This window comes from Agrobacterium sp. 22-223-1 (assembly GCF_053522385.1).
On the sequence record NZ_JBNWCN010000009.1, the window covers coordinates 32,138 to 58,735 of the forward strand.

General features: G+C 60.7%; 24 protein-coding genes. 7 read left to right on the forward strand and 17 right to left on the reverse strand.

Going from position 1 to position 26,598, the window contains the following annotated elements:
* Positions 1-109: 109 nt before the first annotated feature.
* Together ACQZ60_RS25000 and ACQZ60_RS25005 are read left to right on the forward strand one after the other, a co-directional pair.
* Entirely contained in the window at positions 110-847 is a 738-nt protein-coding gene (locus ACQZ60_RS25000) for a FadR/GntR family transcriptional regulator (protein WP_020812260.1), read from the forward strand.
* A gap of 42 nt (positions 848-889) precedes the next feature.
* Entirely contained in the window at positions 890-1,207 is a 318-nt protein-coding gene (locus ACQZ60_RS25005) for a cupin domain-containing protein (RefSeq protein ID WP_448736346.1), read from the forward strand.
* Positions 1,208-1,215: 8 nt separating this feature from the next.
* Here the strand turns inward: ACQZ60_RS25005 and ACQZ60_RS25010 are convergent, their stop codons facing one another.
* The 6 genes from ACQZ60_RS25010 to ACQZ60_RS25035 all read right to left on the reverse strand — a co-directional run bounded on the left by ACQZ60_RS25010 (position 1,216) and on the right by ACQZ60_RS25035 (position 9,131).
* Positions 1,216-2,448 (reverse strand): M24 family metallopeptidase, encoded by a 1,233-nt coding sequence (locus ACQZ60_RS25010; protein WP_448736347.1) that lies wholly within the window; start codon positions 2,446-2,448, stop codon positions 1,216-1,218.
* A 316-nt stretch (positions 2,449-2,764) separates the two neighbouring features.
* Positions 2,765-4,768: an aldo/keto reductase gene (locus ACQZ60_RS25015; RefSeq protein ID WP_448736348.1), complete on the reverse strand. Its 2,004-nt coding sequence runs from the start codon at positions 4,766-4,768 to the stop codon at positions 2,765-2,767.
* 45 nt (positions 4,769-4,813) lie between these two features.
* A complete protein-coding gene (locus tag ACQZ60_RS25020; protein WP_448736349.1) occupies positions 4,814-5,899 on the reverse strand; it encodes an ABC transporter ATP-binding protein in 1,086 nt (361 codons plus the stop codon).
* 9 nt (positions 5,900-5,908) lie between these two features.
* Positions 5,909-6,745, reverse strand: a complete 837-nt coding sequence (locus tag ACQZ60_RS25025) for a carbohydrate ABC transporter permease (protein ID WP_137086249.1) — start codon at positions 6,743-6,745, stop codon at positions 5,909-5,911.
* Entirely contained in the window at positions 6,742-7,602 is an 861-nt protein-coding gene (locus ACQZ60_RS25030) for a carbohydrate ABC transporter permease (RefSeq protein WP_448736350.1), read from the reverse strand. Before ACQZ60_RS25030 ends, ACQZ60_RS25025 begins: the two co-directional genes overlap by 4 nt.
* A gap of 257 nt (positions 7,603-7,859) precedes the next feature.
* Positions 7,860-9,131: an ABC transporter substrate-binding protein gene (locus tag ACQZ60_RS25035; RefSeq protein WP_448736351.1), complete on the reverse strand. Its 1,272-nt coding sequence runs from the start codon at positions 9,129-9,131 to the stop codon at positions 7,860-7,862.
* 86 nt (positions 9,132-9,217) lie between these two features.
* On the opposite strand from ACQZ60_RS25035, the gene ACQZ60_RS25040 reads away from it, so the two are divergent.
* A complete protein-coding gene (locus tag ACQZ60_RS25040; RefSeq protein WP_196248047.1) occupies positions 9,218-10,114 on the forward strand; it encodes a helix-turn-helix domain-containing protein in 897 nt (298 codons plus the stop codon).
* Positions 10,115-10,304: 190 nt separating this feature from the next.
* Here the strand turns inward: ACQZ60_RS25040 and ACQZ60_RS25045 are convergent, their stop codons facing one another.
* The gene (locus tag ACQZ60_RS25045; protein WP_020812267.1) at positions 10,305-11,159 is read right to left on the reverse strand and encodes an AraC family transcriptional regulator; all 855 of its coding nucleotides are present in this window, start codon (positions 11,157-11,159) and stop codon (positions 10,305-10,307) included.
* Positions 11,160-11,282: 123 nt separating this feature from the next.
* Between ACQZ60_RS25045 and ACQZ60_RS25050 the strand changes: the two genes are divergently transcribed.
* Positions 11,283-12,491, forward strand: a complete 1,209-nt coding sequence (locus ACQZ60_RS25050) for an MFS transporter (RefSeq protein ID WP_020812268.1) — start codon at positions 11,283-11,285, stop codon at positions 12,489-12,491.
* Between the two features lie 85 nt (positions 12,492-12,576).
* Positions 12,577-13,473: a LysR substrate-binding domain-containing protein gene (locus ACQZ60_RS25055; protein WP_020812269.1), complete on the forward strand. Its 897-nt coding sequence runs from the start codon at positions 12,577-12,579 to the stop codon at positions 13,471-13,473.
* A 24-nt stretch (positions 13,474-13,497) separates the two neighbouring features.
* Here ACQZ60_RS25055 and ACQZ60_RS25060 read toward each other — a convergent pair whose 3' ends face one another.
* The 10 genes from ACQZ60_RS25060 to ACQZ60_RS25105 form a co-directional block, all read right to left on the reverse strand.
* Complete coding sequence (locus tag ACQZ60_RS25060; protein ID WP_020812270.1) at positions 13,498-14,778, reverse strand: TRAP transporter large permease; 1,281 nt, start codon at positions 14,776-14,778, stop codon at positions 13,498-13,500.
* Positions 14,779-14,781: 3 nt separating this feature from the next.
* Positions 14,782-15,333, reverse strand: coding sequence for a TRAP transporter small permease (locus ACQZ60_RS25065; RefSeq protein WP_020812271.1), 552 nt, complete (start codon positions 15,331-15,333; stop codon positions 14,782-14,784).
* A 130-nt stretch (positions 15,334-15,463) separates the two neighbouring features.
* A complete protein-coding gene (locus tag ACQZ60_RS25070) occupies positions 15,464-16,459 on the reverse strand; it encodes a DctP family TRAP transporter solute-binding subunit (RefSeq protein WP_020812272.1) in 996 nt (331 codons plus the stop codon).
* A gap of 22 nt (positions 16,460-16,481) precedes the next feature.
* Positions 16,482-17,384 carry an NAD(P)-dependent oxidoreductase gene (locus ACQZ60_RS25075; protein WP_020812273.1) on the reverse strand — a complete coding sequence of 301 codons (903 nt, stop codon included), beginning with the start codon at positions 17,382-17,384 and terminating at the stop codon, positions 16,482-16,484.
* A gap of 12 nt (positions 17,385-17,396) precedes the next feature.
* On the reverse strand, positions 17,397-17,699 hold the full coding sequence (locus ACQZ60_RS25080; protein WP_035259684.1) for a putative quinol monooxygenase: 303 nt from the start codon (positions 17,697-17,699) through the stop codon (positions 17,397-17,399).
* 17 nt (positions 17,700-17,716) lie between these two features.
* Positions 17,717-19,075 (reverse strand): NAD(P)H-dependent oxidoreductase, encoded by a 1,359-nt coding sequence (locus ACQZ60_RS25085; RefSeq protein ID WP_020812275.1) that lies wholly within the window; start codon positions 19,073-19,075, stop codon positions 17,717-17,719.
* Positions 19,076-19,335: 260 nt separating this feature from the next.
* A complete protein-coding gene (locus tag ACQZ60_RS25090) occupies positions 19,336-20,349 on the reverse strand; it encodes a LacI family DNA-binding transcriptional regulator (protein WP_003522707.1) in 1,014 nt (337 codons plus the stop codon).
* 116 nt (positions 20,350-20,465) lie between these two features.
* The gene (locus ACQZ60_RS25095; protein ID WP_031234310.1) at positions 20,466-21,476 is read right to left on the reverse strand and encodes a D-altritol 5-dehydrogenase; all 1,011 of its coding nucleotides are present in this window, start codon (positions 21,474-21,476) and stop codon (positions 20,466-20,468) included.
* Between the two features lie 16 nt (positions 21,477-21,492).
* Entirely contained in the window at positions 21,493-22,263 is a 771-nt protein-coding gene (locus tag ACQZ60_RS25100; protein ID WP_020812278.1) for a galactitol 2-dehydrogenase, read from the reverse strand.
* A 262-nt stretch (positions 22,264-22,525) separates the two neighbouring features.
* Entirely contained in the window at positions 22,526-23,839 is a 1,314-nt protein-coding gene (locus ACQZ60_RS25105; RefSeq protein WP_020812279.1) for an ABC transporter substrate-binding protein, read from the reverse strand.
* A gap of 312 nt (positions 23,840-24,151) precedes the next feature.
* Between ACQZ60_RS25105 and ACQZ60_RS25110 the strand changes: the two genes are divergently transcribed.
* On the forward strand, positions 24,152-25,159 hold the full coding sequence (locus tag ACQZ60_RS25110) for a tagatose kinase (RefSeq protein ID WP_035259835.1): 1,008 nt from the start codon (positions 24,152-24,154) through the stop codon (positions 25,157-25,159).
* Positions 25,156-26,433, forward strand: coding sequence for a D-tagatose-bisphosphate aldolase, class II, non-catalytic subunit (locus ACQZ60_RS25115; RefSeq protein WP_020812280.1), 1,278 nt, complete (start codon positions 25,156-25,158; stop codon positions 26,431-26,433). Before ACQZ60_RS25110 ends, ACQZ60_RS25115 begins: the two co-directional genes overlap by 4 nt.
* Positions 26,434-26,598 lie beyond the last annotated feature (165 nt).

A 26,598-nucleotide genomic window follows, 5' to 3' on the forward strand; every position in this document is an offset into this window, starting at 1 on the left:
AATGTCGCACGGACCTTTCCCGCTAAAAAGGCGGGATTGCATGCCAGGCCGCGAATGACGTATCGAGGAACGGTGCACGCAACCGACATTTTTTAGAACGGCGACCAAGATGACAAAAGCGACAAGCTCCGAACCGGCAGCTCCACAAGGCAGAACGCTTGTGGTGAAGGTTTCGGAGGAACTCCGCAGCCAGATCGCCAAGGGCCGTTACAAGACGGGCGAACGCCTGCCCTCCGAAGCGCAGATGACGCAGGAATTCGGTGTCAGCCGTACCGTGGTGCGGGAGGCAATCGCCTCGCTGCGATCTGACGGTCTGGTGGAGCCGCGTCAGGGCGCGGGTGTTTTCGTACTGGAACCCGCACCCACTGAGCGGCGTCCCTTCCACAATGTCGATCTTGCGCGCGTCTCGTCGCTGATCGAAATGCTGGAATTGCGCACCGCCGTTGAAGGTGACGCCGCCGGTCTTGCCGCCATTCGCCGTTCGCCGGCGCAGGAGGAAAAGATCATCGAGGCCTTCGATGCCTTCCGCGCCAGCGCCACTAAGGGCGTGCCGACAGCGGAGGCCGATTTCGCCTTCCATCTCGCCATTGCCGAAGCGACCAACAATCCCCGCTTCAGCGAGTTTCTGCAGGTGCTCGGCCCCACCCTCATTCCGCGCCGCGCCGTCGCCGAAAACGGTACGGAAACCGTGCTTTCGCCCGCCGATCTCGCCCGGCTCGTCGGTGAACACGAAGCGATCCTGATCGCGATACAGGACGGCGACGAGGAGGCGGCGCGCAGCGCCATGCGCAGCCACCTGAAAAGCAGCCAGACGCGTTATCGATCCATGTTGCGCGCGCCGCGCTGAGATGGCCTGTTTAAACCGCATTGCATGACTGAGGAGAACGATATGCAGCAGCTTCCGACCTTCCCCACCGTTTCCCCCAACGATGGCGTGGAGCGCACCGTGCTTTCCGAAGCGCCGGAACTGATGGTGGTCTCCTTCCGCTTCAAGACCGGCGCCGAAGGCAGGCTGCACAGCCATCCGCATGTGCAATCCACCTATGTGGCCAGCGGCAGCTTCCGCTTTTACCGCGACGGCGAAGCCTACGATCTTCAGAAGGGCGATAGCCTCGTCATTCCCGGCCATATCGAGCATGGCTGCCTGTGTCTGGAAGAGGGCGAGCTGATCGACTGCTTTACCCCGCGCCGCGACGATTTCCTCTGATCCGGCGCTCAGTCCGCCGATAAATCCCTCAGGCTGCGCGGCAGGCTGTTCATGCAGTCCGCGCCGGAGGAGGTGACGAGGAACTGGTCCTCGATCATCAGCGCGCCCAGCCATTCGCCATAAAACGGCGCTTCGAGCGTCACGACCATGCCGGGAAGAATGGTTTCCGGATTGTCATGGGAAAAGAACGGCCATTCCTCGATGCCCACGCCACCGCCGACGGAATGGCCGAAATGGCCGCGATAATATTCGCTGAAACCTTGCCTGCGCATCGAGGCCAGCATGGCGGCGTGCACCGCGCCGAATGTATTGCCGGGACGAAGCGCTTCGAGCCCACTGGCAAAGGCCGCTTCCAGCGCCTTGAAAATATCGGCAGCGAGCGGAGAGACCGGCCCCCACGAAAAACTCCGCGCGCCATCCGATGAATAACCATCGACCAGCGTGCCGACATCGGCCTTGATGAGCGCACCCGGCGTGACAACCGCCGCCATATCCGACAAAGCGGGTCCGACGGATATGTAGTCCCAAAGGCCGCTCAGCGAAAACCCGGATTTCTCGGCATGGGCCTGCGCGCCGGCCTTCCAGGCGGCGGAAAGCCCGCCGAGTGCCGCGCCAGGCCTGACGGCAGCGGCCATCGCGACCAGCCCAGCCTCAGCCGCCGCTGCCGCGCGCCTCAGAAGCTCGATCTCACGTTCGGATTTCACGGCGCGCAGGCGGCGCAGCACGGCCGATCCGTCAACCCAGTCGACATCGGGCAGCGCCTGACGCAGCGCGAGGAAATCGGCGGCGGGCATGAATTCTAGGTCTGCGCCAATACGCGCGCCCGACAGCCCACGCTCCCGCAGCAGATCAGCCAGCAGGCCGAAACAGGCAGTACGATCGAATGTCTCCGGCCTCGGGCCACCGGAATTGTTGCGGCGATAGGCATCGTCCACCTGCGGGACGGTTTCGGCGCCCGACAGATCGACCATATCGATCCAGATGCGATGGCAGCGCAGATCGATCTCCGGCGCGGCCCTTCTGACAAGCGGGGCTGCATGATCGCTGACGACAGCGGCAAGCCGAGCCCCGGCATCGGCCGGCACCAGCGCAATTGCCGAACCCGCCCTGCCCCACATGGTCGCGACACCGGCATGGGCGCCGACGGCATAACGGAAGGCTTCGGGCTGGAACAGCACCAGCGCCTCGATATCCGCTTCCCACATCAGCTGCTGGGCACGGCTTCGATCGATATCGCTCATGGGAACCCCGGTGATTGTTTCGCTGCAGGTTTATGAACCTAGGCTTTAGCAGTCACCGGGAGAGGAAAGAAGGTGGAAGATGATGTCTCCATCCTGAGATTCTTCAGTTGGAGCGAGCGGTTACCGCCTGTTTCTTCTCCCCGCCGGGGAGAAGTCCGCGGCAGCGGGATGAGGGGGCAAGGGTAGAGATAAACCGAGAGCTTGCCCCCTCATCCGACCCTTCGGGCCACCTTCTCCCCGGCGGGGAGAAGAAATATGCCGCAACGCCTTGCCCTATCCGAATGAGCGGCGGATAAATCCGCCGTCTCATTGCCTTTCACCCCTCCAGCCACTTCACCTGCTCGGCCGTCAGTTTGATATCCAGCGCCGAAAGACTGTCCTCCAGCTCCGCAATCGTGCGCGGCCCGATCAGCGGAATGACCGGGAAAGGCTGGGCAATGACATAGGCGAGCGCGATGTGGATCGGGTGGCGGCCGAGTTTCTGTGCAAGCTCGATTGCCCGGTCGCGGCGAACGAAATTGCGGTCGGAATACCAGACGCGGACGATTTCTTCATCGTCATGCTTGTCGCGCCCTGCCCTGTCCGTGAAAAATCCGCGCCCCTGGCTGGACCAGGCAAAATTGGGAATCTGGCGCGATTGCAGCCATTCCTTCCACTCGTCGTCCGATGCCGCGACGCAGCCCGCCCAGATGGGATCGAGCATTTCCGCCAGCGAGAAATTGTTGGAAAGCGCGGCCGGAGCCTGCTTACCGTTCTTCGCAGCATAGGCGGCCGCCTCATCCATGCGCTCGCGCGTCCAGTTGGAGCCGCCGAAAATGCCGCGAATACGGCCGCGCCGGACTTCGGCATCCATGGCATCGACGAACTCGCCGACCGGAACGTTCAGATTATCGCGATGCATGAAATAGGCGTCGACATAATCCGTCTTCAGCCGCTCAAGCGACTGATCGAGCTGCTTTGCGATCATGTCAGGATAGCAGAGCGGCGAATGTGCGCCCTTGCCGATCAGCACGATCTCTTCGCGCGGCACGTTGCGGCTGGTGTGCCAGTCGCCGAAAATCGCCTCCGTCCTGCCTGCGCCATAGACATAGGCCGTATCGAAGAGATTGCCGCCCGCCTCGTAAAAAGCATCGAGCGTCAGGGATGCGGAGGCGAAATTGGGGAAGAATTCGAAACCGAGCGCGACCACGGAAGCGGGTTTGGCAAGGCCCGGAATCTGCCGCTTCGGCACTGCGTTTCCGGCCACGACCTTGCCGCCGGCGATATTGGCAACGCGCGACGTTGCTTTTTCAATGCTGTATTCGAGCCCGACGGAAGCCCGCCATTGATCCATGACACGCAGATTGCCGAGACTGTCGGCCCAGGCCATGCCGGGTGCATCGAATTCCTTTTTACCCTGCCGGATCGCCTCGCCCGCCGCATCCACCTCGAAGGAATAAAGCCAGCGATCCTCCGGCAACTCGATGGTTTCGACCTTGTCGCCCCTGACGATATCGATCCGCCCGGTACCGCCCTTGTGGCCGGCGGCGAACCAGAAATCCTTGACCTCGATACGGCCTTCCGAGCCGATGATGCGCAGCACATTGTCCTGCGCCACCATGATCGAGCATGAGACTTCGGCGACGATGCCGTTTGCGAATTTCAGTACGGCCGAAGCCCATTCATCGACACCCGACTGACCGAGATGGGCGGCGCCCGCCACCTTTTCCGGTTCGGCAAAGGCTTTTCCGTCTACAGCGCCGGCAATCATCCGCACCATGGAAACCGGATAACCGCCGACATCCAGAATGCCGCCGCCCGCCATTTCATTGGCGAAAAGCCGGTGGTCGGCCCGGAACGAGCCCATGTTGAAACCGAAGCTGGAGCGGATGATGCGGATGTCGCCGACGGCGCGGGCTTTCACCAGTTCCAGCAGTTTCGCCGTCTGCGGGTGCAGGCGATACATATAGGCCTCGCCCGCGAAAACGCCCGCCTTTTTCGCCTCGTGGAAAATGGCGTCGGCATCATAGGCGGAAAGCGCGATGGGTTTTTCCACCAGCACGTTTTTACCCGCCCGGATCGCCTTGATCGCCCATTCGGCATGGCCGGTATGGGGTGTGGCGATATAGACGGCATCAATATCGGGATCGGCAAGCAGCGCATCGTACCCATGGATGATGCGCGCACCGGGGAAGGCCTCGGCAAGGCCGGGCTTGTCCGGATTGCGGGTGGCGATGGCCTCTAACCTGCCGGTGCGGGAATGGGCGATACCATCGGCAAAGGTTCTCGCGATGGTGCCCGGGCCGATGATGCCCCAGCGGATCGGTTGTTCGGTCGTCATGAAATCCTCGTCCTTCATATCAGTCTTGGGTGCTTGGGAAAGGGTTCAGCGCAGGCGGTCGCCCTTGCTGTCGAAAAGGAAAGCCCGGCGGGCGGAAAGGCCGACCGTCAGCCGGTCGCGATTGCCGACATCGCGCGATTCCGGCCGCTCGATGATGAGCTGCTCGCCACCTTCGGTCCGGGCATAGACATAGCTGGTATTGCCGAGATGTTCGGCGACATCGACATGAACGGTGAGATCGGCATCGCCCGCGCCCGCATCGGCAAAATGTTCGGGCCGAATGCCGAGCGACACCCTGGCTCCCTCGTTCAAACCGGCCGTGACCGGCAGGCTCAGCCGCACCGCAGGGTCGCTGTCGAGCGAGAGCGTGACGCTGTCGGCGCCGCTGCCGACGATGGTGGCTTCGAGAAAATTCATCTTCGGCGAACCGACGAAACCGGCAACGAAGCGATTGGCGGGGTCGTCATAGAGATCGAGCGGCGCGCCGACCTGCTCGATATTGCCCGCCCGCAGCACAACGATCTTGTCGGCGAGCGTCATCGCCTCGGTCTGGTCGTGGGTGACATAGATCATCGTGGTGCCGAGCTGCTTGTGCAGCCGCGAGATTTCCACGCGCATCTGCACCCGCAATTCCGCATCGAGGTTGGACAGCGGCTCGTCGAACAGGAAGACCTGCGGTTCGCGCACGATGGCGCGGCCGATGGCCACGCGCTGGCGCTGGCCGCCGGAAAGCTGTTTCGGGCGGCGCTGCATCAACTCGTTTATCTGCAGGATTTCGGCGGCGCGGTTGACCCGCTTTTGCGTATCCGCCTTCGGGTTGCCGTTCATTCTAAGGCCGAAGGAGAGGTTTTCGGCCACCGTCATATGCGGATAAAGCGCATAGGACTGGAACACCATGGCAATGCCGCGATCGGCTGGATCGGCATCGCTAACGGTTTTGCCGCCGATCACGATATCGCCACCGGAAATATCTTCCAGCCCGGCGATCATTCTGAGAAGCGTGGACTTGCCGCAGCCGGAGGGGCCGACGAAAACGACGAACTCCCCGTCCTTTACCTCCAGATTTGCGCCATGGATCACTTCCAGCGCGCCATAACGCTTGACCACGTTGTTGAGCGAAAGTTCCGCCATGCGGCCCCCTTACTTGACTGCCCCGGCGGAAATGCCGGCGATGAAGTGACGCTGCAAAGCCACGAAAACCACGAGGATGGGTGCGGTGAGCAGCACCGCGCCGGCCATGATGCCGCCCCATGACACTTTGGTCAGCCCGATGAGGGTGCCAAGCGCCACGGGTGCGGTCATCATTCCTGGGCGGGAATTGATGAGAAGCGGCCAGAGGTAATTGTTCCACGAGGCCAGGAAGAGAATGATAGACAGCGCCGCCATGGTGGGCCGCGCAAGCGGCAAAGCGATGCGCAGGAAGATCTGCCACTCCTTGACGCCTTCCACCCGTGCCGCATCGAAGAGTTCCGTCGGCATCATCGAGAAGGATTGCCGCATGAACAGCACGCCGAGCGAGTTGAACAACGGCGGCACGATGAGCGCCACCCATGTGTTGGCGAGCTTGAACTCCCGCGCCACCATGATGAATTGCGGGATGACGACGACGGCAAACGGCAAAGTGATGGTGCCGAGAATGATGGCGATCACCACCCCGCGTCCGGCAAAGCGGTAACGCGCCAGCGCCCAGCCGGCCATCGATGTCAGAAACACCGAAAGAACCGTGTAGATGACGGCGACGGTGATCGAGATGAACATGGCCCTGAGGAAATTGGTATCCGCCTGCAGGTTGTTGAAATTCTCGATGAAGTTGGTGGATGGCACCAGAACAATGTCCGGGCTGAAAATGCCGTAATCCGGCATGGTCGAAAACACGAACATCATCCACAGCGGAAACAGCCAGATGATGGCAAGCGGTGTCAGCGCCGCATGCAGCGCGATCTTCTGCCAGAAAAGCGATCTCGATTTCGATCTCATTTCGGCTCCCTCCCGACCCAGAGATTGAGGAGTGAAATGGCGATGGCGAGCGCCGCCATGGTGTAGGCAATGGCCGAGGCATAACCGAAATTGAGCGAGGTGAAGCCCTGGCGATAAAGGAACAGCCCCAGCGTTTCCGTACCGCCGCCCGGCCCGCCCCTGTTGGTGATGAGGAAGGGTTCGGCAAACAGCTGCATGGTGCCGATGACCGAGAGCACGACACAGAACAGGATGATGGGTTTAAGCAACGGTAGGGTGATGTAAAAAAACTGCTGGCGCTTGCTGACCTTGTCCAGCGTCGCCGCTTCATAGACATCGCCGGGGATCGATTGCAGCCCGGCCAGAATGATGATGGCGTTATACCCCGCCCAGCGCCAGGTGACGGCGATGATGACCAGCGCCATGGCCGCATTGGCATTGTCGAACCACGAGACGGGCGACAGGCCGGCGGAGGTGATGAGCTTGTTGACGATGCCGAAATCGGCGCTGAACATCAGCCGGAACACCGCCGCATAGGCCACCTCGCCGACAACGACAGGCGCGAAAAAGGCAAAACGATAAAGCGGCCGCGCCTTCAGGAGCGGCGAATTCAAGAGCACCGCCATGACGGTGGCGAGCGCGATCATCACGGGCACCTGAATGACCAGAATGATCAGCGTATTATAAAGCGCATTATAAAAGGCCGGATCGGAAACCAGCCGCCCCCAGTTCATGGAAGGCGCGAACCGCCACGGATTGATCCGCGTATTCTGGAACGACAGCATGAACGAGCTGATGATCGGCCAGACCCAGAAGGTGGCGAAAATCAGGAGATAGGGCGCAAGGAACGCATAAGCGATCCTGTTCCTTGACGGCATGACGACCTCCAGATGCCGGCGGTTTTACCGGGTAAATGGAAAAGCTTCAGAAAGAGCGCGCCCCAATGTGGGGAATGCCTTTGCAAAAACGGTGCGGCCTATTTCTTCTCCCCGAGGGGGAGAAGGTGGCCCGAAGGGTCGGATGAGGGGGCTAGCTCGCGATTTATCGCTAGCCTCGCCCCCTCATCCCGCTGCCGCGGACTTCTCCCCCTCGGGGAGAAGAAACTTGTGGCACCCGCTCGGTCCTAACCGCCAGCTTACTGCGCGACGGGCAGGCCCGTGGCCGTTTCGATCTGCTTGGCCGCATCATCAAGCGCTGCTTTCGCATCGGGATAACCGCCGGCGAAGTATTTCGTCTGCGTCGCCTTGTAGATCGCATCCGCATCCGACTGGAACGCCGTGCCACGGCTCGGCACGATCTTCGGCAGAGTGGCGAGAATATCGGTCCACACCGCCTGCCCGCCCCAATAGGCCTGCTTTTCCTTGACAAAAGGATCATCGATGGCTGAGAGCAGCGACGGAACGAGGCCGAAGGATTTCAGCATCGTCACCTGGCCTTCATTGGTGGTGAGCGCGTAATCGATATATTTCCACGCCGCTTCCTTGTGCTGAGATGTCGAGCTAATCGCCAGCGACGAACCGCCGAGATTGGCCGCATGCGGACCATCCGGCGTCAGGCTCGGCATCAGATAGACGCCCCATTTGCCGGAAAGATCGGGAGAGCCGGAACGAACCGTACCTTCATACCAGGCGCCATACATCTGGCTTGCTGCCTTGCCGGCGGTATTGGCCTGGATTTTCTCATCCCAGATCGCCGCCGTGATGATGCCGGCGTCCTTCATTTCCTTGACCTTTTCAAGGGTCGCGACACAGGCGGGCTGGTTGATGGTGATGTTCTGGCCATCGGTCGAAAAGTAACCGCATCCCTGCTCATTGGCGATCATGCGAAACCATTCGCTATCGCCGTTGAAATCGGCCTGCGCCATGACGGTGCCGGGATTGGCGGCCATGACCTTCTTGCCGGCGGCGATGAAATCATCCCAGCTTTTGATGGTGGCCGGATCGACGCCTGCCTTCTCATAGAAATCGCGGCGATAAAATACCGCCACCGGACCGGAATCCCACGGAACCGCATAGGCGACGCCGTCAACTTCCAGCTCAGTGCGTTTGAAATCCGGGAAAAGCGCCTGTTTCTCAGGCGTATAGCCAAGCTCGGTCAGATTGGCGAAACAATCGGGAAAACGGCTCCAGAACAGTTCCGCCTCGAAATTCTCGATGGTGACGATATCAGGAAGACCATCGCCACCGGCTGCGCAAGCGGCTAGCGTCTTGTCAAAAACCTGATTGTTTCCAAGGTCTTCAACGACGATCTTGATATCCGGATTCTGCTTATTGAAACCTTCGACCGTGGATTTCAGCGCGGAAGCCGCGACGTTCCAGCTCCAGATGGTGACGGTTTCCGTTTGCGCGAAAGCCGGGGCTGCGAGAAGCAGCATGGCCGTAGACGCGCCAAGAAATTTCAAGCACATTGAAAACCTCCCTTTTTCAATTGCCGTTCTTCAGCGAACATGGGCACATTAGCGGCGGCAAGAAATCTGTCTCGTAAAAAGGGAACATCGATTTGGCGGAAAGTAAGATTGCTGAAAGAGCCTTCTACCAGCCGGGTGCGAGCAGCATCGAAGGCATGCCGACGACGCTGCAGCTTTTTCACAATCATCCGCCCATCATGCTCAGGCCCCACTGGCACGCGCAGGTGGAAGTGAATTATGTCATGTCGGGATCGGTGCATTATCGCATGGGCGATCATGAACTCTCGCTCGAGGCCGGCCAGATGTGCATCTTCTGGGGTGGCCAGCCGCACCAAATGGACCATTCCTCCGACGATTCCTTTTATGCCGGCGCGCACCTGCCGCTCGTGCATTTCTTCCGCATGCGCCTGCCGGCCGCCGTCTCCAGCCAGTTGATGGGCGGTGCGACGATGGTGAGTGCCGAGACGGACAGGGCGGATGCGGAAAATTTCGGCCGCTGGTTTCGCTACGTCACCTCGGGCGATCCGGCAAAAGCCCAGCACGCGGTGGAGGAATTGCTGCTGCGGGTCGAGCGGATGTTTCTGGAGCCTTACTCCGTCATATCCTCGGCCATGAATGGAAAACGCAGACAGGATGACGAGGGCATGGCGCCCTCCATCGGCGTGGTGCGCATGTGCGACTTCATCGCCGCCAATTTTCTCGACGATATCGACGCGACGGAAATTGCCCGTGCCGCATCGCTGCACCCGAAATATGCGATGAACCTGTTTCGAAAATCCACCGGCATGACGCTGATCAAATATCTGACCCTGCTCCGGCTTTCGCGTGCGCAGGCGATGCTGATGACCGGCAAGGACAATATCCTGCAGATCGCCATGGAAAGCGGCTTCGGCTCCGTCAGCGCCTTCAACAAGGCGTTCCGCCAAATCGCCGGCATGTCACCTTCCGATTTCCGCCGTGACATGCGGGCGACTGCGGCTTAGGGTATTTCCAATGGAGCCGTACCGTAAGCAACCTACATGGTGCCGATGCGTCCCATCTCCACCCCTCATTCCTGTGCTTGTCACAGGAATCCAGCCGACGCGCGTCTGCGCGGCGGGAAGAGTCCTTTCAGCCCAAAGACTTGGGCTGGCTGGATCCCTGTGACAAGCACAGGGATGAGGAGCGTTAAGCCTAGTCTCCTATATCTTCCAAGTCGGAAAAAGCTCCCCCGCGCTGCCGCGCCGCCTGCCGATAGGCCCTTGGTGAACTGCCCAGCATTCGCCGGAACATGGTGGTGAAAGCCGGGATGTTTTCATAACCGGCATCCAGCGCCACATTCGTCACCGCTTCGCCGGCCGCCAGTCTCGGCAGGGAGGCGAAGATACAGGCCTGCTGGCGCCAGGTGACGAAACTTAACCCCAATTCCTTGCGGAACAGCCGCGTAAACGAGCGCCGGCTGATGCCCATGGCCGCCGCCCAGTCCTCTATCTCCACCCGCGCCACCGGCTTTTTCAGGAAATCACGACACAGCGCCGCCAGCCGCTCGTTATCGGGAAAAGGCAATCCGAGCGGCCGGTCCGGCAGGCGGTTGATCTCGTCCAGCAACAGCGCCCGCACCAGACCGCGCCGATGGAAAGCGGGTGGCTCATGCTCTTCGCCCAGCAATTCGGCAATCAGGCTTGAGGCGAGATCGGTGATTTCCACCACCCGCGGCACTTCCGCCTGAAACAAGTCGGGATGCACATAGATCGATTGCATTTCCACCGTCGATATGGTTTCCGACTCGTGTTCCAGGCCGGCGGGAATAATCAGCCCATGGCCGGGGGGTATCATCCAGCGACCATCGGCGGTGCTGACCAGAACCACGCCCCTGCGAGCATGCCAGATCTGCGCCCGCAGATGGCTGTGGACCGGTGCGCGATGTCCCTTGGCATAGGTGCGGGAAATCGCCAGCACCGGCTCGTTGGTGCCATCGATCAAATTCAGCATGTAGTTGTGGTCTTCGGCAGAAAAGGAGCCGAAGATCATGGAATTGTTTTTTGCCATTTGGCCCACTCACAAAGAAAATCGTCCAGAGCAAAGATGCAGGCCAGAAACAATATGAATAAAAGCGGGAAGAAATAAAGACATGTTTCCCGCCTTCCGCCGGGAACCGAAGAGGACTTCATCATGGCCACTGTTACCAGCGCCAGCACCAGCACCGGGTTCAATCCGCAACGCACGGCGTTTTCGATCATCGCAGCCGCCAGCTTCTGCCACATGCTGAACGACATCATGCAATCGCTGCTGACGTCGCTTTATCCGCTGCTGAAGGCGAATTACGCGCTCGATTTCATGCAGATCGGCCTGCTTACCTTCGCCTTTCAGGTCACCGCCTCGCTGCTGCAGCCGGTCGTTGGCATGGTGACGGATCGCTGGCCCATGCCGTTTTCCCTGCCCGTCGCCATGCTGTCCACCTGCGCCGGCCTCATCACGCTTGCTTTTGCCCATAGTTTCGAGGTTCTGGTGATCGGCGCCTGCCTCATCGGCATCGGTTCGGCGATCTTCCATCCGGAAGCCTCGCGCGTGGCGCGTCTCGCATCCGGCGGTCGCCATGGTCTGGCGCAATCCTTCTTCCAGGTGGGTGGCAATACCGGCACGGCCATCGGCCCGCTGCTCGCCGCCTTCATCGTCATCCCGCTCGGGCAGTCGAGTCTGAGCTGGTTCTCGCTGATCGCGCTCGTCGGTTTTGGCGTGCTTTCCTGGGTTGGCGTCTGGTACACCCGCCACCGCCGCGCAACGGTCGGCAAGGCGCCGGCCAGCCGCACCCTTCCCCTTGCCCGTGGCACGGTGATCATGACGCTTCTGGTGCTGGTGGTTCTGACCGCCACCAAGAATGCCTATCTCGCCAGCCTGTCCAGCTACTTCACCTTCTACACCATCGACAAGTTCGGCCTTGGCGTACAGGATGCGCAGGTTCTGCTGTTCCTCTTCCTCGGGGCTTCGGCGCTCGGCGTGTTCTTCGGTGGCCCGATCGGCGACCGTTTCGGCTCGCGCGTCGTCATCTGGTTCTCGATCCTCGGCGTCATTCCCTTCGCGCTGCTGCTGCCCTATGCCAACCTGTTCTGGACGGCCATTCTCGTCGTCGTCATCGGCTTCGTCTTCTCCTCCGCTTTCTCGGCCATTGTCGTGTTCGCGCAGGAACTGGTGCCGGGCCGCGTCGGCCTCATCGCCGGCATGTTCTTCGGTTTCGCCTTCGGTTTCGGCGGCATCGGCGCTGCGGTTCTGGGTGTTTATGCGGATAAGGAAGGTATCGAATTCGTCTACCGCATCTGCTCCTACATGCCGCTGCTCGGCCTGCTCACGGTGTTCCTGCCGAAACTGCCGAGCCACCGCTAAAAGCTGAGCCTTCAACGCTTTTCAACACGGCGGTCACCTGTGATACTCAGGTGACCGCCGTATTCCGTTGAGCAAAGCCCTGCCCATGCAAATCCCGATAAAATCGATCCTCGTTTTCCACGCCGCGGCAAGGGCAGGCAGCATTTCCCGGGCGGCGGAGGAACTGAGCGTCACACCATCGGCCGTTTCCCAGCAGATCCAGTTGCTGGAAGGCCAGCTCGGCACGACCCTGATGGCGCGAACCGGCCGCAAGGTGACATTGACCGAAGCGGGCGAACGCTATTTCTCGATGATCACCGCCCAGATCGAACAGATATCAGACGCCACCGACAGTATTCGCGGCTTCCGCTCGGTCACCACGCTGACGATCCGGGCGACGCCGACCATCTCCAACAAATGGCTGCTGCCGCGTCTCGGCTCGTTTCTGGAGGAACACCCGGAACTGGAAGTGCGCCTCGACGGCACCAACGAGCCGACGGATTTTTCCCAGGAACTTGTCGATATAGAGCTGCGCCACGGCGATGGCCGCTGGCCGGGCCTCTTCGTGGAAGGGCTGGTGGAGGAGGAATTCCTGCCGGTCTGTTCGCCGAAGTATCCCGGTGCGGGTAAATTTCTGCCCGAGGAATTGCAGAACCAGCGGCTGATTCATTCGGTCAAGGCGCAGGCGCAATGGAACCACTGGTTCCCGCTGGCTGGCGTGACAGCCGAAAAGCGCTGGCAGCGGGTCCTGTTCGACCGCAGCCACATGGCCATCGATGCCGCCGTTCTCGGCATCGGCGTGGCGTTGGAAAGCACCTTGATGATGGAGCGGGAGCTGCAGGACAAAATGCTGATCCCGGCCGTGACGGACGCACCGCGCATCAAGCTCGTCACCCAATGGATCGTCTGCCCGCATTCCCATCTGCGGCAGAGAAAAGTCATGCTGTTTCTGGAGTGGATGCGAAAACAACGCGACGAGTGGCGTGCCCGTCGCGTTGTCTGATTTTTCAGTTCCGTTCTTCCCGTTTCAATAAAGCCCCATCAGCCGTATCGGCCCGAGCGTCAGCACCGGGAAAAGCACCAGCGCGAAGATGGCGAGCGTCAGCACCGTCATCGGCGCCAGCGAACCGCGAATGACATCCTCGATCTTCATATTCGCCACCTGTGCCGCCGCAAACAGGCAGACCCCCACCGGCGGCGTCACCAGCCCGAGCGTCAGCGTCATAACAGTCACAATCAGGAAATGGATCGGATCGATGCCCAGCGCCTCCACCGGCGGCATCAGCACCGGGATGAGGATGAACATCGCCGGGATCGCTTCCATGAAGATGCCGATGATGAGCAGGAACACGAAGATGACGAGCATGCCGGTCATTGGCCCGAGGTTCATGGCCTTCAGGAGATCAGCGACCTGTTCCGGCAGGCCATCGAAGGTGAAGACCCAGGCGGCGAGCTGCGAGGTGGCGGCGATGAACAGGATGGTTCCCGAGATACGTGCCGTCGAGATCAGTATTTCCGGCAGCTCGCGTACCGGCAGGGTGCGGTAAACGATGACGCCGAGCACCGCCACATAAACCACCGCGATGGCTGCGGCCTCCGTCGGCGTGAACAGGCCGCTGGCGATGCCGATGATGAGGATCAGCGGCGTCAGCATCGGCAGGATGGCGCGCAGGCCCGTGACGACCACCAGGCGGAAATTGAACGGTGTCGGCGGATTGTAACCGTAATGCACCGAATAGAAGTGGTTGAAGACCAGAAAGGCGAAGGCGATGAAGAGGCCGGGCACCAGACCCGCGATCAGCAGCGTGCCGATCGACACATTAGCGATGGAGCCGGCAATCACGATCAGGATCGAGGGCGGAATGATCGAGGAGAGCGTCGAGGTGCAAAGCGTCATACCGACGGCATAACCCTTCGGAAATCCATGGCGTTCCATCGCCTTGATCTCGATGGCGCCGACCGAGGCAATATCGGCGACGGAGGAGCCGGAGACGCCGGAAAAGATCACCGATGAGATGACGTTGACATGGCCGAGCCCGCCGGGAAGCCAGCCGACCATGGCCTCGGCGAAATCGAAGATGCGCTCCGCCACACGCCCCCGTTCCATGACGGTGCCGACAAGGATGAAAAGCGGCACGGCGACAAGGAGGAAGGAGTTCATCGACGAGAACATCGTCTGCGACAGCAGGTCCATGGGCATGGAGGTGAAGAGCCACAGCGTGCCGACACTGGCGAGCGCCAGAGCGATGGCGAGCGGCACGCCGAGCATGCTGAGACCGAAAAAGGCGACGAGAAGAAAGACCGACATGGCTCAATGTCCTGCTGAAATGGAAATATCGGCATGGGCGATCTCATCCGCCGGCAGACCAAGTTCGGGAAGCGCGATGAGCTCCCGGCGGCTGCGCAGCGATTCGATGATGGCCAGCACGGCGATGATGGCGGAGACCGGCAAGACAATGCCGATGGTCCACATGGGGATCGGCAAGGTGGCGGCGGTCTCGTTCATCATGATCTGCTGGCGCACCAGGGTCAGACCCGTCCAGCCCATCATGCCGAAGAAGAATACCGAGGAACCGACATAGATCGGCACCGCCAGCCGCCGGAAGAAGCGGTGAAACAGCACCAGAAACACCACGACACGGGCGCTTTCAACTGTGCGGAAGCCGGCGGCGAGGCCGAGAAACACCATCCAGATGAAGAGGAAACGCGTCGCCTCCTCCGTCCAGGGAAGCGGGCTGCCGGCAAGGCGGCCGATGACCTGAAGAAGAACGACGATGAGAATGCCGGCACAGGCCGCCCCTGCGGCCACATCGGCGATGACTTTAACGATGGTGCCGAGCACCGAAGGTTTCGTATCGTTCATGACAATACCCTTCCACTGCTGAAACCGGATATCCGGTAAAAACGAATGCCACCCTGCCCTAACGGCAAGACAACCCTGCCTGACGTTGGGGAAGGCCGGATAAAAACCCGGCCTTCCCTGTGCGAAAACGTCAGTTCGTCTTGAGGAAAGCCTGCGTCTTGTCGAAGAACGCCTGATCTTTCACCAGTGCGGAGAACTTTGCCGAAAGCCCGGCCGCCACCGCCACGAAAGCCTTGCGCTCGTCGTCCGTCAGCGTGTTCACCTCCATGCCGTTCTTCTTCAGCGTTTCGAGCGACTTGTCGATATCGGCAGCGTCGTTCTGCGCCTTCCACGCTTCGGTCTCGGTGGCGGCCTCCTTCAGCGCGGTCTTGAAGTTCTCATCGAGACCTTCGAAGCGGGCCGGGTTCATTCCCAGCACCCAGGCGTCAGCAATATGGTTGCTGATCGTCAGATACTTCTGCACTTCGTAAAGCTTGGCGCTGACCGGCACGTTGACCGGATTTTCCTGTCCGTCGACGACCTTGAGCTGGAGAGCATTATAGACCTCGGCAAAGGCCATCGGCGTCGGAGCCGCCCCCATGGCGCCGAAGAATTCGACCCAGAGCGGATTGTTCGGCACGCGCAGCTTCATGCCCTTGAGATCGGCCGGCGACTTGATCGGCGCCTTGGAATTGGTGATCTGGCGCAGCGGCCGCGACCAGAGATCGAGCCCGAGAATGCCGATCTTGCTGAGATCGGTGGAAAGCTCCTTGCCGAGATCGCTGTCGAGATAGACCCTGAGCTGGTCGATATCGCGGAACTGGTAAGGAATGGCGATGGCCGTGAACTTGGGATTGAAGGTCGCGTAAAGCGAGGTCGAGTTCAACAGCATGTCCAGCGAACCGCCGGCCAGCTGCTTGACGCCCGCCGAGGGATCGCCGCCATAAAGCGTGCCGTTCGGAAACACCTTGATCTTGAGTTTGCCGTCGGTCTTTTTCGAAACGATCTCGGCAAATTTGTTGGCGGCGAGCGTGATTTCGGACGTATCCGCATCGGGTGTCGAAAGTGTCAGCGTTTCCGCCTGTGCGATGGATGCCACGAGCATGGTGGCGGCCAGAGCCAGCCCGTAAAGTTTTGAAATTTTCATGTGTTCCTCCCTTTGTTGTCTCTCAAACAGTTTCGAGCGTTCCTCCGAACGCATTCATGCGCTTAATTTCAAGGATCACACCGCTGTGATCAAGCTCGCCCGCGCCATGCTCGACCATGGAGCGGAACAGCCGGTCAACCTCCTCGCCAACCGGTAGTCTGAGGCCCCGATTTCTGGCGAAGGCCAGCGCCGTGGACGTATCCTTCACCTGATATTTCGCCGGTCCGCCGGGACGGAAATCGCCTTCCACCATGCGTTTTCCGTGCTGGCGGAAGACGGTGGAATCGGCAAAGCCGCCAAGCAGGGCGTGGCGCACCTGCGCCGGGTCTGCTCCGCCCTCTTCCACAAGGGTGAGAGCTTCGGCGACGGCGCAGATTGTCGAGGCGACGATCAGCTGGTTGGCGAGCTTGGCCAGAGAACCGCAGCCCACCGGGCCGACATGGGTGACGCGCCCCAGACAACCGAGGAGCGGCCGGAGCGCATCCACATCCTGCTGTTCGCCGCCGGCCATGATGGCGAGCGTTCCTTCGATCGCTCCCTTTTCACCGCCGGATACGGGCGCATCGACATATCTGACCCCGCATGCCCTGGCTGCCTCCGCCTGTTCCATTGCGGTCTCGACGGGAATGGAACTCATGACCAGCAACACCGCGCCGGGCTTCATGGCTGAAACGACGCCCGATGGGCCGAGCAGAACCTCGTTGCAGACCGGCCCGGAACTCAGCATGCAGAGCAGGGCATCCGCTTCAGACACAGCCTCGGCAGCCGTTGCCGCCGCCAGCACGCCCTTCTCCGCCAGAACCGCAGCTTTTTCAGCGCTGCGGTTCCAGACCTTGACGGAAAATCCGGCCTCCACCAGACGCGCCGCCATGGGAGCACCCATGATACCCGTTCCAATAACGGCGATCCGGCGAATATCTGCCATCGTCCCCATCCTTCAAAGCCATTGCCGGTTCAGGAAACGCACCGGCAGTTCTTCATCGATAAGGGCGGGAAACGCCTCGCGAAACCGGTCGAGATGCGGTGTTTTGAGGTGATCGTCGAAAGCCTGCCGGTCGTCGTAGACCTCATAGAACACCACATTATTCCCCGTTTCCGGCCGCACCACGTCGAATTGCCGGCAACCCGGTTCATCCTGAACCGAATGGGTGGCGTCATCGCGCGCGGCGTCGAGAAAGGCATCCATTGAACCGGGCTTTACCCGAAATTCCGCGATTACCACGAAAGCTCCCTTCGGCATGTCCCGTTCTCCGTCCATCACGCAGCGGCGTCTTTTTGCGGACGGAAGCGGTTTTCCATGTCCTGACGCAGCTTCACCACATCGAGGTCGTTCACCAGCTCCACATCGTCGAAGCTGACGATCTGGTCCTTCTTGATCGCGCGCTTCAGCTTGACATTATGCGCAAGACCAATCGGCAGCGCCTTGATGTCAAGGCTGCGGGTGGCCGGAATGGCGTTCGCCCAGACCGCGTATCCGCCCTCGCCGTCCAGCATCTCGCCGGGCTGCATATCCTTCTTCGCCGTGGCGACGGCATCGCCGCGAAATTCTTTCGAGCAACCGGTGGCTTCGTTACGCAGCACGGCGGAGAGCACGCTGATTGAGGTTTCGAGACCGATGATGTGGAACGGGCGCCACATGGAGGCGTACCAGCCGGACGGGTCAGTCAGCAGTCCATATTGCTTGAAGCAGGCGCGGGCATATTCATTATGCGCCTTGAAGGTGACGAAAACACCATAGCGAATGTTGTTGAACACCTCGCGTCCATCAGGCTCCTGGCTTGCGGCAATGTCGACGAGACCGGAGCGCGCCATGCGGCCGCCATCGGCAGCGGGACGGAAGACGCGGGCGAGATCGTGCAGGCCGGCGGGCGGGAAGGCCAGACCGTCATCCGGGCAATCCAGCCCCGTGCCGTTGGCGACGGCCGCCATTTCGATGGCCGCCTTGGTGCCGTCGGTGAAGGAATTGTACATTTTCGGATTGAAGTCGCCCTTGGCCACTTCCTCGTCCGTCCAGCCGAAATAACCCCAGACCGTGTCCGGCGTCGAATAACGGTAACGCGGCTCGAAATTCATGCCCTTGCCGGCGGAGACGACCTCGAAACCGGTGGCGCGCGCCCAGTCGACCAGTTCGCAGATCAGCGCCGGCTGATCGCCATAAGCCATCGAATAGATCAGGCCCTTGGCGCGGGCCTTCTCGGCAAGGATCGGCCCGACCATCACGTCGGCTTCGACGTTGACCATGACGACGTGCTTGTTGTGGTCGATGGCGCCCAGCGCATGGCGCGCGCCGGCCAGCGGATGGCCGGTGGCCTCGATCACGCATTCGATCTCGCCGCAGGCGAAAAGCTCGTTCACATCGTCGGTCACATAGGTCTTGCCGCTCTTCAGCGCCTCGGCGCAGCTCTTCGCATCGTAACGCTCCTTCGGCCAGCCGACGCGATCCAGCGATTCCTTCGCCTTGCCGACATTGAGGTCTGCGACGGCGACCATGTGGAAACCGGCGATGCGCTGCGCCTGCGCCAGCACCATGGAGCCGAACTTGCCCGCGCCGATGAGACCGACCCGCACAGGCCTGCCGCCGGCTGCACGCTCTGACAGAAGAGAATAGAGATTCATGTTTTGACATCCTTCGCTGGGGAAATTGCTGGCGAGAATGTCCAGTCAGCCCGGCGAAGGCCATGCGACACCGAGGCAGCGAAGGCTCCCCTCGCGGCACCGACGGCATGACGATCCAACGTTCCTCCCGGATACCGGCACGCCTTTGCGCCGGCTCTCGCGGTCGCCTCCCAAAGCAACCTTGAGAACAGAGTAGGAGCGTTCAAATATTAGTTCTATTTAGAAAATCAGATTCTTTGTTTAGCTTATCTAACAAATTATCAGGCCGATTTGCGCAGCATCAGATCGGCGCTGAGGAGAATGCGCTCGCGCATCCGCGTTGTGTCATCCGCCTCCTCATCGAGCTTCTGCAACAGAAGCTCGATCGACAGCCTGCCGATCTCGTTATAGTTCTGCGCCACCGTGGTAATCGGCGGGCAGGCATAACGCGACAGCGGATGATCGTCATGGCCTGCGACCCTGAGGTCATAATCCGCACCATGGCCGACCCTGATGCCCTTCTGGAAGGCGGCGGCGATGACGCCAAAGGCGATACGGTCATTGGCGCACAGAATGGTGCGCGATGGCAGAGACCCCGCCCCTTCCAGCAACCTGCCCGCTTCATCGAAGGCAAAACGCTCGAAATCCCAGGTGACAATATCCGGAACGTTGATCACCTGCGGCTCAAAACCAAGGCGCCGCATGGCCTCCTCATAGGCGGTGCGACGCGTGGCGGCATTGGTATTGACCTGCGGCATGTCGAAGAAACAGGGCGGCTCGCCCGAGCGGCAGAGATAATCCACCATCAGCCCGACACTCTGGCGGTTGTCGGTGCCGACAAAGGCCGAGGTCTCGTCCAGCGGTGAATCGACATAAACGATCGGAATGCTGGCGGCGAGCTGCTCCAGCGTGGCGCGGTGGGATTTGACCCCGAGCGGCGCGATGATCGCGCCGGCGACATTCATCGACTTGAAAGTGCGGATGGCGCGGTCTTCGATTTCCGCCTTGCCATCCGATGACAGCACGAAAGCAAGGAAGCCCGCCTCGTTGGCGATGAGCTCGATGCGGCTCGTCAGCGCCATATAGAAAGGATCGGTGGAATTCGGGATGATGATGCCGATGATATTGGAGCGGCGGCGGTTGAGATTGACGGCGAAAATATTGGGCCTGAAGCCCGATTTCTTCAGCGCATCCTCGATGGCATCCCGCGTCTTCTTGCGGACCGAGGCCGGATCATTGAAGTATTTCGAAACAGTCGGGCGCGAAAGGCCGACGAATTCCGAAAACTCTTCCATCGTCCTGATAGATTTGGCCAAAGTGCTTGCCCCCATGAGATATTACATGTGGTACTTTATATCGACCGGCCTTCGCACGAAAAGCCGGTCGACTGCGGTTATCAACCACCAAACGATCATTCGGCTGCAAATTGCACTTTCATGGTGGCCGGATCGGATGGTTTCTTCGTAAAGAACGGCAGCATCTCCGAAAGCGGCAGCCGGTGCGAGACGAGCCGCGCCATGACATCACCATCCGTTTCCAGAATGGCGAGCGCCTGCGGTATGTTGCGGTTCAGCGAATGCGAACCGACAAGCTTCAGCTGACGCCGGAAGATTTCGAAGGGCGCGACCGAAATGCGGGCATCCGGCGCGCAGACGCCGAAGAACAGCGCGGTGCCGCCATCGGCAACCAGCGGGATCATCGCTTCCGCAACGGGGGCAATGCCGGTCGCATCGGCCACGACATCGAGAGACTTCTGTTGCCGCAGCAGTGCTTCCGAACCGGAAACCGCCACCTTAAGCCCGAGACCTTCGGCAAAAGCCAGCCTGCTTTCGTTGATATCGGCAATCGTCACCGTCTCGATGCCGCGCGCTTTCAGCGACAGCGCAAGCAGCAGGCCGATGGGACCGGCGCCAAAAACAAGCGCATTTTCAGCCACCGTTCCGTTCTCGCCGATACCCGCGCTCTGCATGCCGTTGACGACGCAGGCAAGCGGTTCGGCCAATGCCGCGACATGATAGGGCATGGAACCGATGCCATGCAGGTGATCGGCGCGCACCAGGCTGAATTCCGCGAAACCGCCATTATGGGAAACGCCATAGGCCTTCAGCGTGCTGCAAAGATTGGTCAGCCCCTTCCTGCAACTCGGGCAGGTGCCACAGGGCAGATTGGGATCGACCACCACCCGGTCGCCGGTCTTTATGCCCGTCACATCGGCGGCCACGGCCGCGACTTCACCGGCATATTCATGCCCCGGAATGACCGGAAAGGCACCGTCGCCATAACGCGCGTGGAGAACGTCGATATCGGTATGGCAAAGCCCCGAAGCCTTGACCCGCACGAGCGCGTGGCCCGGCGGAAGATCGGCAACGGGAACTTCCGCCAGAACGGCCTGTCCCTTCTCGACGAATTGAATGGCATGCATGGTCATCTCCGGCTTTTCAGCTCATCCAGTTGCCGCCGTCGACATTATATGTCTGGGCGAGAATATAATCGCTGTCGGAAGAGGCGAGGAAAACCGCAAGCCCCTTGATGTCATCGGGCGTCGCAAAACGGCCGATCGGCACGGATTTCGCCACCGCCGCCTTCTTCTCACCCGGCTTCAGGCCTTCCCATTTGGCGAATTCCGCATCGACCACTTCCCAGTGCTCGCCATCCACCACGCCGGGCGCAATGGCGTTGACATTGATGCCGTGCTTGACGAGCGCGAGCGCCGCCGACTGCGTGGCCGAAATGATCGCCGCCTTGGAAGCGCAATAAAGCGTGACGAGCGCCTCGCCGCGCCGGCCAGCCTGGCTCGCCATATTGATGATCTTGCCGCCGCGCGCCCGCTCGATCATCACATTGGAAACCGCCTTCATCATGAACAGCGGCCCCTTGAGATTGATGTCGAAGACCCGCTCATAACTCTGTTCGGTAATGCCATTGATCGGCGCCATATCGAAGATCGCGGCATTGTTGACGAGAATGTCGATGCCGCCGAATTCCTGATCCACCGCCTTCACCACGGCGTCGATCTCGGAAAGATCGGTCACATCCAGCTTCACGGCCTTGGCTGCAGGGCCGATGGCGGCGGCGGAAGCCGTCGCGCGGGCGATATCGATATCGGCGATAATCACCTTCGCACCTTCATCGGCAAAAGCCTGCGCGAAACCAAGGCCGATGCCGCGGGCGGCTCCGGTAATCAGCGCGACCTTGTTGTTCAATCTCATGTCGATCTCCGTGATGCATGGTGGGTAATCTGGCCATGCCCGTTTGTTGTTAGATGCTTTTCCTCACTCGCCTCATTCCTGTGCTTGTCACAGGAATCCAGCCGACACGCGTCTGCGCGGCGAGAGAGTCCTTCCAGCCCAAAGACTTGGGCTGACTGGATTCCTGTGACAGGCACAGGAATGAGGGAAGAACTGGCCCTCAATCCCCACCCATGCCGCCCGCCCCCGAAAGGCGAACGGGCGGCACGCCGGGAGGACGCGGCTACTTGATGTAGCCCGCGCGGGTCATATCACGCTCGACCTGTTTCTGTGCGCCTTCGAGCGCAGCATCGACGGTCTGCTGGCCGGAAAGGGCAGCCGCGATCTGCTGGCCGACAATCGTACCGATGGACTGGAATTCCGGTATGGCGACGAACTGCACACCGGTATAGGGCACCGGATCTTTGGTCGGCTTGGACGGATCGGCAGACATGATCGCCTTCAGCACCGTATCCGCGAAAGGCGCGGCCTTCTTGTATTCCGGCAGCTCATAGGTGGATTTGCGCGTGCCCGGCGGCACCGCCACCCAGCCTTCGCTTTCACCCACCGTCTTCACATAGGACTTCGAGGTCGCCCATTTCACGAAGGACTTGGCGGTTTCGAGCTTCTTCGTGGTGTTCGGAATGGCAAGGTTCCACGACCAGGACCAGCTCGAGCCGTTCGGCGTCGCCTCCACCGGAGCGCGCGTGAAAGCGGTCTTGTCGGCAACCTGGCTCTGCTTGGGGTCATAAACGCGGCCCGCCGCCGAAGTGGCGTCGATCCACATGGCGCAACGGCCGGATGAAAACAGCGTCTGGTTTTCGTTGAAGCCATTGGCGGCCGCACCGGGCGGGCCGTAGGAGGTCATCAGCGCCACATAATCCGAGATCGCCTTTTTCCACGGCTCGCTCGTCAGCTGCGGTTTCCAGTCCATGTCGAACCAGCGGCCGCCATAGGTGTTGATCATGGTGCCGAGGAAAGCCATGTTCTCGCCCCAGCCCGGCTTGCCGCGCAGGCATATGCCATATTGCTGCTTAGACTTGTCGGTCAGCTTGGCGGCGAAATCCTTGATCTGGTCGTAGGTCGGATTGTCAGGCATCTTCAGGCCGGCCGCATCGAACAGGTCCTTGCGGTAAAGCGTGAACGAGCTTTCGGTGTAGAACGGCACGGCGTAAAGCTTGCCGTCGACAGTCAGGCCCTTTTTGATCGGATCAAGCAGATCGGCGTAATCGTAGTCGTCGCCGAGATCGTCGACCGGCGCCAGCCAGCCCTGCTTGCCCCAGATCGGCGCCTCGTATCCGCCGATGGTCATGATGTCGAACTGGCCGCCATTGGTGGCGATATCGGTGGTGACGCGTTCGCGCAGAACATTCTCTTCCAGCACGATCCAGTTGATCTTGTTGCCCGTCTCCTTCTCCCAGGCGCTGGAAAGCTTCTGCATGATGATCATGTCGCCATTGTTGACGGTGGCGATGTTGATTTCCTCCGCCTGCGCCAGACCGGCGAAAAGGCCGATGCCAACCACGGACGATGACAGAATTCCAATAAATTTGCTCATGAGACCCGCTCCTCCTTTACGGATGTCTACGCATAACAATACATGCGTAAATTTTTTATCTCGCGAAATCCGCTCTCTTGTCAACATCCGAAAATAAATCGGAGCATGGCGATATCGTCGCGCCCACCAATAAACCACTGTTTTAAAGCGAATAATATCATAAAAAATTATTTCCAGGGGCGTCCAGCTTGCTGCGATGCAACAAAATTTTCATCATATCATATATTGACGCGCGTAAATTTTTGAATGATATCCGAAAATCAGAAGCCCTCGGGACGGCGGATTTGCATCCGCCAAAAGGACGGGAGCCGAATGCATATGGAGGAGACGATGAGGCAGACATCCGCACTGGCGCCGCACACGAAAGGCCCGACCATCACGGCGGGGGAAATCCTCGTGGAAATCATGGCGACGACGGTGGGCGACGGCTTTCTGGAGCCGCAGGCGCTGATCGGCCCCTTTCCGAGCGGCGCGCCGGCCATCTTCATCGATCAGGTGGCGCGCTGCGGCGGAGCCGCCGGCATCATTGCGGCGGTGGGTGACGATGATTTCGGCCGCCTCAATGTCGAGAGGCTGCGCGGCGACGGCGTCGACGTATCGGCCATCGCCACCATAGCCGACCGGCCGACGGGCAGCGCCTTCGTGCGTTACCGGGAAAACGGCGCACGGGACTTCGTTTTCAACATCGCCCATTCGGCGGCCAGCGAAACGCATATGACCGATGAAGCGCAGGCTCTTATCGAAAAAGCCGGCCATGTGCACGTCATGGGATCGGCCTTCGCGATTGCCGGCATCGGCGAAATCATTCTCGAAGCCATCAGACGCGTCAGGGCGCGCGGCGGCTCGGTCTCCTTCGATCCCAACATCCGCAAGGAACTGGCGCAGGGCGATGCCGGCCGCAGGCTGATCGACGATCTGCTTGGTGTCACCGATCTTCTCCTGCCCTCCGGCGAGGAGCTTCAGGCAGCCTCCGGTCTGGACGACGAGGAGGCAGCAATCGAAAAGCTGCTTGCCTCCGGTATCGGCGAGATCGTGCTGAAGCGCGGTGCGGATGGCGCAAGCCATTTCAGCCGCGCCCATGGGCGCATCGACGTCCCCGGCTTGCGGGTCCGCGAAATCGACCCGACCGGTGCCGGCGACTGTTTCGGTGCGACCTACCTCACCTGCCGCCGCCTCAGCATGCACCCGCAAAAGGCGCTCGCCTATGCCAATGCCGCCGGCGCGCACAATGTCACCCGCCGCGGCCCGATGGAGGGCGCCGCCAGCCTTTCCGAACTCGATGCCTTTCTGGCCGCGCAACTGTCGGAGGAAATCCTGTGACCGATATACTCGAAAATCTCGCCGCCGCGCGCCGCTCCGGCAAGCCCGCCGGCATAACCTCCGTCTGCTCCGCCCATCCCGTTGTTCTGCGCGCCGCAATCCGCCGTGCCGCCGCCGGCAGGACACCGGTGCTGATCGAGGCAACCTGCAATCAAGTCAATCATCTCGGCGGTTATACCGGCATGACGCCACGGGACTTCGTCAGCTTCGTCAACAGCATTGCCGAGGAAGAAGGGTTGCCCCGCGAACTGGTGATTTTTGGCGGAGACCATCTCGGCCCCAATCCCTGGCGCAAGGAAACGGCCGAGGAGGCGCTGACAAAAGCCGCCGCCATGGTCGAGGCCTATGTGACGGCGGGTTTTCGCAAGATCCATCTCGATGCCTCGATGGGCTGCGCCGGTGAACCGGCGGCGCTGGACGACGACACGATAGCCAACCGCGCCGCCAAACTTGCGGCCGTCGCCGAAAAGGCCGCCACGGCCGCCGGCCTGCCGAAACCGCTTTATATTCTCGGCACCGAGGTGCCGGTGCCGGGCGGGGCAGACCATGTGCTCGACACGGTCGCGCCGACGCAGCCGCAGGCAGCGCGCCAGACGATCGACCTTCACCGCGAAATATTCGCGCGACACGGCCTTTCCGATGCGTTCGAGCGGGTCATCGCCTTTGTCGTGCAGCCCGGCGTGGAATTCGGCAGCGACAATGTCGTCGCTTACGACCCGCAAGCGGCCACCGCCTTGAGCGCCGTGCTGGACGCCGAACCGCAACTGGTCTTCGAGGCCCATTCCACCGATTACCAGACGCAGGCCGCCCTCACGACATTGGTATGCGATGGATACCCCATCCTGAAAGTAGGCCCCGGCCTGACCTTCGCCTATCGCGAGGCACTTTACGCTCTCGACATGATCGCCTCCGAGATGATCGGCGACTATGGCGACCGTCCTTTGGCGCGGACCATGGAGAAGCTGATGCTTTCCTCACCCGGCGACTGGCGCGGACATTATCATGGCGATGACATCACGCTGCGATTGCAGCGCCACTACAGCTACAGCGATCGCATCCGCTATTACTGGACGCGTCCGGAAGCGCTTGCGGCCGTTTCCGCCTTGCATAAGGCGCTGGATGGGAAGACAATTCCCGAACCCCTGCTGCGCCAGTATCTCGGCGAATTGCCGCTCGCGGCAGTTGCAGGAAAGGATATGGAGGAGGTTCTGGTCGCGGCAGTGGATCAGGTGCTAGCGACCTACCATGCGGCAACCGGCGAAGATCGTCACTAAGACAATCGTTAAATTCGGATGCCCCGGCGGGAGACGTTGCGGGTATCGGTCAGGGAGGGGAAACTCATGGCAACCCGAAACACAAGCGGTCTAGCGCGGGTCATGCTTGCGCCATCGGTGCTGTTGTTGCTGGTGTGGATGATCGTGCCTCTGGCGATGACGCTG

Coding starts and splice junctions, on each gene's coding strand:
- ACQZ60_RS25000 (WP_020812260.1), top strand. CDS start 110: ATGACAAAAGCGACAAGCTCCGAACCGGCAGCTCCACAAGGCAGAACG.
- ACQZ60_RS25005 (WP_448736346.1), top strand. CDS start 890: ATGCAGCAGCTTCCGACCTTCCCCACCGTTTCCCCCAACGATGGCGTG.
- ACQZ60_RS25010 (WP_448736347.1), bottom strand. CDS start 2,448: ATGAGCGATATCGATCGAAGCCGTGCCCAGCAGCTGATGTGGGAAGCG.
- ACQZ60_RS25015 (WP_448736348.1), bottom strand. CDS start 4,768: ATGACGACCGAACAACCGATCCGCTGGGGCATCATCGGCCCGGGCACC.
- ACQZ60_RS25020 (WP_448736349.1), bottom strand. CDS start 5,899: ATGGCGGAACTTTCGCTCAACAACGTGGTCAAGCGTTATGGCGCGCTG.
- ACQZ60_RS25025 (WP_137086249.1), bottom strand. CDS start 6,745: ATGAGATCGAAATCGAGATCGCTTTTCTGGCAGAAGATCGCGCTGCAT.
- ACQZ60_RS25030 (WP_448736350.1), bottom strand. CDS start 7,602: ATGCCGTCAAGGAACAGGATCGCTTATGCGTTCCTTGCGCCCTATCTC.
- ACQZ60_RS25035 (WP_448736351.1), bottom strand. CDS start 9,131: ATGTGCTTGAAATTTCTTGGCGCGTCTACGGCCATGCTGCTTCTCGCA.
- ACQZ60_RS25045 (WP_020812267.1), bottom strand. CDS start 11,159: ATGGCAAAAAACAATTCCATGATCTTCGGCTCCTTTTCTGCCGAAGAC.
- ACQZ60_RS25050 (WP_020812268.1), top strand. CDS start 11,283: ATGGCCACTGTTACCAGCGCCAGCACCAGCACCGGGTTCAATCCGCAA.
- ACQZ60_RS25055 (WP_020812269.1), top strand. CDS start 12,577: ATGCAAATCCCGATAAAATCGATCCTCGTTTTCCACGCCGCGGCAAGG.
- ACQZ60_RS25060 (WP_020812270.1), bottom strand. CDS start 14,778: ATGTCGGTCTTTCTTCTCGTCGCCTTTTTCGGTCTCAGCATGCTCGGC.
- ACQZ60_RS25065 (WP_020812271.1), bottom strand. CDS start 15,333: ATGAACGATACGAAACCTTCGGTGCTCGGCACCATCGTTAAAGTCATC.
- ACQZ60_RS25070 (WP_020812272.1), bottom strand. CDS start 16,459: ATGAAAATTTCAAAACTTTACGGGCTGGCTCTGGCCGCCACCATGCTC.
- ACQZ60_RS25075 (WP_020812273.1), bottom strand. CDS start 17,384: ATGGCAGATATTCGCCGGATCGCCGTTATTGGAACGGGTATCATGGGT.
- ACQZ60_RS25080 (WP_035259684.1), bottom strand. CDS start 17,699: ATGCCGAAGGGAGCTTTCGTGGTAATCGCGGAATTTCGGGTAAAGCCC.
- ACQZ60_RS25085 (WP_020812275.1), bottom strand. CDS start 19,075: ATGAATCTCTATTCTCTTCTGTCAGAGCGTGCAGCCGGCGGCAGGCCT.
- ACQZ60_RS25090 (WP_003522707.1), bottom strand. CDS start 20,349: ATGGAAGAGTTTTCGGAATTCGTCGGCCTTTCGCGCCCGACTGTTTCG.
- ACQZ60_RS25095 (WP_031234310.1), bottom strand. CDS start 21,476: ATGCATGCCATTCAATTCGTCGAGAAGGGACAGGCCGTTCTGGCGGAA.
- ACQZ60_RS25100 (WP_020812278.1), bottom strand. CDS start 22,263: ATGAGATTGAACAACAAGGTCGCGCTGATTACCGGAGCCGCCCGCGGC.
- ACQZ60_RS25105 (WP_020812279.1), bottom strand. CDS start 23,839: ATGAGCAAATTTATTGGAATTCTGTCATCGTCCGTGGTTGGCATCGGC.
- ACQZ60_RS25110 (WP_035259835.1), top strand. CDS start 24,152: ATGCATATGGAGGAGACGATGAGGCAGACATCCGCACTGGCGCCGCAC.